Origin of the sequence: Alienimonas chondri (assembly GCF_013036045.1) — a bacterium.
Taxonomy (GTDB): Bacteria; Planctomycetota; Planctomycetia; order Planctomycetales; family Planctomycetaceae; genus Alienimonas; species Alienimonas chondri.
Genome location: NZ_WTPX01000201.1, coordinates 1 through 6,506, shown reverse-complemented (window position 1 = coordinate 6,506; position 6,506 = coordinate 1). Strand labels below are relative to the sequence as shown.

Sequence of the window (6,506 nt, the reverse complement as noted above, 5' to 3'; positions counted from 1 at the left end):
ACGCCGTCCAGCCCGGCCCGCTCGGCCAATCGCGTGAGGAAGTAGCCGTCCCCGCAGCCGATCTCCAAGGCCCGCCCGCCGCGGATGTCGAACCGGTCGATCAACCGGTCGATCAGCGCTTCGAGGTAGGCCCGGAATGTTGCGGAGTGGTGCAGCGCGACTTCGTAGCCGGGCCGGTAGCCGAGTTTCGCCGGCTCGAACGCCCGGTTGTGCACCAGCCCGCACCGCCCGCAGTGGGCCAGGACGATCTCGCCGGTCGGCAGCGCGCGGGCCTCCGCGGCGGTCTCTCCGAAGATGCCGACGTGAACCGGCTGGCCGGTCGCCCGGAAGAACTCGGTCAATCGGTCAGCCCCGCACCCGGGGCAGCAGTTGGCGGAACGGTTCATCCGGCGGATCCCGCCTCGGCGTGCGGCTGGGGAACGGGGGGCGAAGAGCCGCGGCGGCGACGGGCGTCCTGGGCGCCGGGGGGACCACATGGCGTGAAACGCACGGTGATCGCCCCGACCGCGGCGGCGAGAAAATCCAGTTCGGCGATCAAGAACAGCAGCACGCCGAGCATCTCGAGCGTCTCTTCCACCGTCTGCACCGCGATGTGAGCCGGCGAGGCGATGCCCGCCGCCTCGGTCGGGTGAGAATCGACGACGGCGCCGGCGACCATCTCCATGCCCACCGCGCCGAGTACGAACGTCCCGCCGGCGAGCAGGAACCGTCGCCGCGTCGTGGCGGGCAACCGCCAGAGGAACCGTGCGAACAGGGCGCCGACCCCCGCCGTAAACGCCAATCCCGGCACCACCCAGGTAAAATATAAGACGCCGCCGCCGTCCAGGGCCTCGTGCATCACGCCGTCGGCCATCTCGTGAATCATCACCGCTTCGTCCAAGGCCAGCGCCGCGAACAGCAGCCCCAACAGCCCCCACCAGAGTCGATCCCGCCGCACGACCGCGGCGATCAACCCGGCCAACGCCCCGCAGGCCAGCAGAGCCAGCGAGGAGTACCACGCCGGCAGGCTTGGCTCGTGGCCCAGGTCGAACCGCCGGGCGACCGTGGCGAGGCCGTCGTCGGGATCGGCGGCGACCTGATAGATGATCCAGTCCGCCGCCGTCCCCACCGCCGCGACCGTCAGCACGACGGCCAGCAGGATCCGGCCGACCCGGCGGGGCGAGACCGACAGCGTGACCGCCTCGGCGGCGAAATCGGGGGCGGCGAGATCGGGGGCGGCGTTCATTCTGATCCGCCCCCCGCGGCGTACGTGCGAGCGGCCAGTTTGCGGAAGGTGTCGTCCCCCACCCCGCGGCCGCCGATCGCCTCCCGCGCGATACGGCCCCATTTGTCGACCTGCCCGACGTAACGCGCCAGCGTGACGCCGCAGTGCAGTTTCTCGACGGCGCCCAGTTCCGCCCGTCGCACCGCGGAGGCGTAGCCCCGCAGCAGAGCCAGCCGGGTCGAGGAGAACCGCCCCGCCGCTCCCGCCGCCCCCGCGAACGTCCTCTCTGCGGCTCCCCCGCCGAGGGCGCTCGCCGCGTCGGCGTGGACCCGCTGGGAGAACAACACTTCGGGCGGCTCCGCAAACCGGCCGAGCAGGGCGAGTTCGGCCATAAGCACCTTCTCCGCCCCGAAGTACGGCCGCAACAGGGCCGTACGACGCAGCGCCGCGGTACGAATCAGCCCGTAGCTGTCGGAGCACCAGGTCGTCCCCAGCACGACCGCCCGGAACCGCTGCCAGGCCCGCGGCGCAGCGCGGTCGTACCGCGTGGAAAGCGCCCCGGGACGGACCAGGCTGTGATTCGGCTGCCCGGGCGGGAGCGCGGGATCGATCGCGGCGGGGACCGGCTCGCCGGCGGCGTCGATGTGGCGAGTGAGCGGGTGACACCACACGACCTCCTCGTCGGTCCCCAGCCGTTCGACGCACCGTTCCAGAAAGGTCGGAGCGCACAGGTCGTCCGACGCCGCCCACTTGAAGTAACGCCCCCGGGCGGCGCGGACGAGCCGGTTAAAATTCTCGATCGCCCCGACGTTCTCGTCCAGCCGCTCGTAACGGACCCGGCGGTCCCGGGCGGCGAAGTCTCGGCAGACCGCCTCGGTCCGGTCGGTCGACGCGTTGTCGGAGATCGTCAACTCGAAATCGCCGAAGGTCTGTGCCAGCAGCGACTCCAGAGCCGCGGGCAGGTAGCGCTCCGCGTTCCAGACGGGAACCCCCAGCGTGATTGGCGGGGCGGCGCTCACGCGGCTCCCGCCAATTCCGCGGCGGCGGAGTCCGCGGCGGCGTGCTTCGCCAGGTACTGCGCCTCGACCCAGTCGTAGGTCTTCGCCATTCCCTCCCGCAGGGAGATCGACGGCGCCCAACCCAGCCGCCGCTCGATCAGCGTGTTGTCGCTATTCCGCCCGTTCACGCCGCGGGGTTTATCGAGTTGGTGCCGCAACGTCACGTCGATCCCGGCGAGGTCGGCGACCAACTCGGTGAGTCCGTCGATCGTAATCAATTCGTCCGAGCCGAGATTGATCGGCTCCTCGATATCGCTGTGCATGATCTTTAAGATGCCTTCCACGCAGTCATCGATATACATGAAGCTGCGCGTCTGCGTGCCGTCGCCCCAGACCGGGATTTCGCGGTCCCCGGTCGCCTTGGCGGCGGCGACCTTACGGGAAATCGCCGCGGGAGCCTTTTCGCGGCCGCCGTCCCAGGTGCCCTCCGGCCCGTAGACGTTATGGAACCGGGCGACGCGGGTCGCCAGGCCGAAGTCCTCGCGGAAGTGGCGGCACATCCGTTCGCTGAAAAGCTTTTCCCAGCCGTACCCGTCTTCCGGCATGGCGGGGTACGCGTCGCCCTCGGCCAGCGGGGTGACGTCGGCGTTCTTCTGCTTGTCGGCGGCGTACACGCAGGCGCTGCTGGCATAAAAGAACCGCTCCGCCCCGGCCTCATGCGCAGCCTGCAAGAGGTGCGTATTGATCAGCACCGAGAGCATGCACAGCGCCTTATTGTTCTCAATAAAGCCCATCCCGCCCATATCGGCGGCAAGGTTATAGACCTCCGACACGCCCGCGCAAGCGGCCCGGCAGGCGTACAGTTCTTTCAGGTCCGCGACTTCGTTCTCGACCTGCGGGAAGACTTGATACCACTGGTCCAGCGGCTTGACGTCGACGGCGAGCACGTCATCGTGGCCGCGGCGGAGCAGCTCGGCGACGAGATGCCCGCCGATAAAGCCGCCGGCGCCGGCGACGAGTATGCGATTCGATTGCATCGGCGAGCTTGCTCAAAAAGATAATAGGGAGACGAACGCGGGATCGATCAGCGTCGAGCCCGCCACTCGCGGCGCTGGCGGAGAACCCTTGGAAAGTTAGCGGCCGAAGCAGCCAGTCGCGCTAAATAATTCGTGTTCGTCGCCAGATACCGCCGCCACAGTCGCCGGGGTTCCGACGACAATCGGTACAGCCACTCCAACCCTCGGTCCTGCATCCACCGCGGGGCCGTTCCCTTCACGCCGGCGTGAAAGTCGAACGCCGCCCCCACGCAGACCAGCGGGGCGTCGATCCGGTCTCGCACGCGGTCCGCGAAGAAGTCCTGCTTCGGGCAGCCCAGCCCCACGAACACGATCCCCGCTTCACTGACGCGGATGCGCTCGACCGCCGCGGCGTCCTCGGCTTCGGTACGGGCGTCGCCCAGGGCGAGAAACGGGGGCGACTCCCGACCGGCGATCTTCAAAGCGGGGAATCGCTCCGCCAGCCGCTCCGCCAGCCGCTCGGAAACCGCTTCGGTCCCCCCGTACAGGTAGATCGACACGCCCCGTTCCGCGGCCAGTCGGCAAATCTCCAGCATGAGGGTCGGTCCGTAGACGCGTTCCCGCAGGGCGGCTCCGTGCAGCAGGTTCAGCGCCCACCGTACGGGCTGGCCGTCGGGGGTAATCATCTCGAACCGGTTCGCCGCCGCCCGCAACGCCGGGGTTTCCGCGGCGGTGATCAGAGCGTGGACGGCGAAGGCGGAGACGACCGCCGGACGCCCCGCCGCCCCCGCCCGCACGACGCAGTCTGCGGCCTCGGCGTAGGTCGTCGGCGAGATTTCGATGCCGAAGACCGGCAGCTTCGGCGGCCAGTCCGGAGGCGGCCCGCCCGGAGGCGGCCCGTCCGCTGGGGCGTCGGGACGATCGGCCCCTGCGGGCGCGACGGCGGGGGCGAGGACGGCGGTCATGCGGCGACTTTCGCGAGGGCGGTGCGGCGGGTCAGAGCCCGCTCGTACACCTTCAAGAGGAGGTCGTAGTTGCGGTCCGCGGTAAACCGGGCTTCGTAATCCGCCCGAGCCGCAGCGCCCATCCGTCGGCGGCGTTCGGGATCGGCCAACAGGTCGTTGACGGCCGCGGCGAGCGCGGCGGGGTCGCCGGGCGGGACCAGCACGCCGGTCGCTCCGTCCTCGACCAGTTCCGCCATCGCCCCCAACCGCGAGGCGACGACCGGCACGCCGGCGGCGAACGCCTCCACCGTGGTGCGGCCGAACGTCTCGTACCAGACCGACGGCATCGCCAGCAGGTCCGCCGCCGCGATCCGCTCCAGCACCTTTGCCAGCGGCGCCCGGCCGACCGGTTCGATCCGGCGGTCGCGGGCCGCGGCGGCGTTCACATCGTCCCTCAACGGCCCGTCGCCGACGATTTCCAAGCGCGTTTTCCCCGCGACCTGCGACCACGCGGAGAGCAGCGTGCGGACGCCCTTTTCCTCGGACAACCGCCCCACGAACGCGACCCGCGGCGGGTCGTTCGCCGCCCGGGAGCCGGGCGGTCCGGGGTCGGGAGCGACGAAGTTCGGCTTCACGTCGATCCGATCAGCCGGCAGCCCGCCGCGGACGAACAGATCCCGGGAGAACTCCGTGAGAGCCACGAACCGATCCACGGCGTCCCGCCACGTCCCGGCGGCGCGGTGAACGGCGAGCATCGCGGCGGTCGCGACGCTCGCCGCACGGCTGCCGCGGTAGCACCCGTGCGCGACCGCCGGCCAAGCGACGGTCTTCCCCACGCAGTCCTCGCAGATCGCCCCGCCGCGCAGCAGTTGGGCCTGCGGACAGATCAGGCGGAAATTGTGCAGCGTTTGCACGGTCGCGACGCCCCGCCCGGCGGCGGCGTGAAAGATCGACGGGGAAAGGATCGGGAACGTGTTATGGACGTGCATCACATCCGGCCGCTCCCGCCGCAGAACCGCGTCGACCGCCGTGACGCCCCGGCGGCTCCAGACGGTCTCCGCGGCGGCCCGTAATCTCCCGGTCCCGGCGAGTTCGTCGTTGTGTCTCTCGTACCGGACGACCGCGTGCCCGCGGGACTCCAGCAGGGTCGCCTCGTCCTCGAAGACGACGTCTTCCCCGCCGGGCTGCCGGTATCGCTCGTGGACGATCAGAACCTTCACGCCCCCGCCCCCACGGACTGGGACTCGGACTCGGACTCGGACCTGGACTCGGACTCGATGCGACCGGAACGCAGGTCGAAGCGGCCGACGTTTGCGGCGGCGCCGAGCGTCAGGCCGTAGAACACGAAATACAGAACGGATTCCGGCTGCAGCGGCCCCATGAAGGATTCGTTCAACAGCCCCCACACGCACACCCACCCGCCGAACAGACCGGCCAGCGCCGCGAAGCGGCGGTAGCGGGGATCGAACAGCAGCTTCAGGACCGCCAGCGCCGGCGCCGCCGCGAACCCGGCTAAAAACAAGGCGGCGCCCGCCGCCCCGGTGGTGACCAGCACCTGCAGCAAGAGGTTGTGAGCGGTGAAGTTTCCCCGCAGGTACCAGACCTCGATCACCCCGGTCTCAGAGGTCACGAAGTACCCGTGGCCCAGCAGCGGGGCTTTGCGATAGGAAGCCCACATCTTCGTCCACATCTCCTCGCGGCCGGAGAGATCTTTCATCTGGGAGACGGTCTGCCCGCGCTGCAGGTACTCGCCCGCCTCCCGCGCGACCGCTTGGGGAAAGTCCATACCGGGGTCGGCGGCGAGCGCCGCCAGACCGACGACGGCGCCCAGCAGGGCTGCCCGGCACCGTCCCGTGCGGCTCAGTCCTGCGAACAGCAGCACGGCGACGACGCCGACGGTCAAGACCACGCTGAGCCGGTTCGAACTGATCGCCAGTACCAGCCCATGTACCGGCAGGGCGATCGGCCAGAGCCGCCGCGCCCACCCCCAGCCGAACAGTGTGCGGGAGGCGATCGCCAGCGTCAGGCCGAGACTCGCGGTGGCGGCGGTGTTGGTGGCGTGCAGCAGGGAGACGCCCTCCCGCTCCATCACGCCCAGCCCGGGCATCGCCGTCCGCGCGACGAGCAGCCCCGCGGAGATCCCCAGCAGCGTCCAGACGAGGCGCCGCAGCGCCCGCGAGAGGTCGGCCTCGGCGGCGTGCACCGCGAACGCCACGCCCACCGCATAAAGCACCGCCAGCGTCCCCGACTGGAACAGCGTGATCCGCCGCAGCGGCGACCAGGCCGCCGACGCCGCGGCGTAGGCCACGAACAACGCCCCCGGCAGCGCCCACGGCAAGACCGC

General features: G+C 70.4%; 6 protein-coding genes and 1 pseudogene. All 7 read right to left on the bottom strand.

The window, feature by feature from the left end; genetic code table 11:
• Nucleotides 1-386 (bottom strand): annotated as a pseudogene (locus LzC2_RS19360) (hypothetical protein); the annotation flags it as partial.
• Nucleotides 383-1,225, bottom strand: a complete 843-nt coding sequence (locus LzC2_RS19355) for a hypothetical protein (RefSeq protein WP_171189676.1) — start codon at nt 1,223-1,225, stop codon at nt 383-385. The gene LzC2_RS19355 and the pseudogene LzC2_RS19360, both read right to left, overlap by 4 nt.
• Nucleotides 1,222-2,223 carry a glycosyltransferase family 2 protein gene (locus LzC2_RS19350; protein WP_171189675.1) on the bottom strand — a complete coding sequence of 334 codons (1,002 nt, stop codon included), beginning with the start codon at nt 2,221-2,223 and terminating at the stop codon, nt 1,222-1,224. The genes LzC2_RS19355 and LzC2_RS19350 overlap by 4 nt, the downstream gene beginning before the upstream one ends.
• Complete coding sequence (locus LzC2_RS19345; protein WP_171189674.1) at nt 2,220-3,239, bottom strand: NAD-dependent epimerase/dehydratase family protein; 1,020 nt, start codon at nt 3,237-3,239, stop codon at nt 2,220-2,222. The genes LzC2_RS19350 and LzC2_RS19345 overlap by 4 nt, the downstream gene beginning before the upstream one ends.
• Nucleotides 3,240-3,286: 47 nt before the next feature.
• Entirely contained in the window at nt 3,287-4,183 is an 897-nt protein-coding gene (locus LzC2_RS19340; RefSeq protein ID WP_206678810.1) for a WecB/TagA/CpsF family glycosyltransferase, read from the bottom strand.
• Entirely contained in the window at nt 4,180-5,382 is a 1,203-nt protein-coding gene (locus LzC2_RS22655; RefSeq protein ID WP_315854757.1) for a glycosyltransferase, read from the bottom strand. The genes LzC2_RS19340 and LzC2_RS22655 overlap by 4 nt, the downstream gene beginning before the upstream one ends.
• Nucleotides 5,379-6,506: O-antigen ligase family protein (locus LzC2_RS22455; RefSeq protein WP_246255196.1), on the bottom strand; the 1,128-nt coding region annotated here is incomplete at its 5' end. The genes LzC2_RS22455 and LzC2_RS22655, both read right to left, overlap by 4 nt.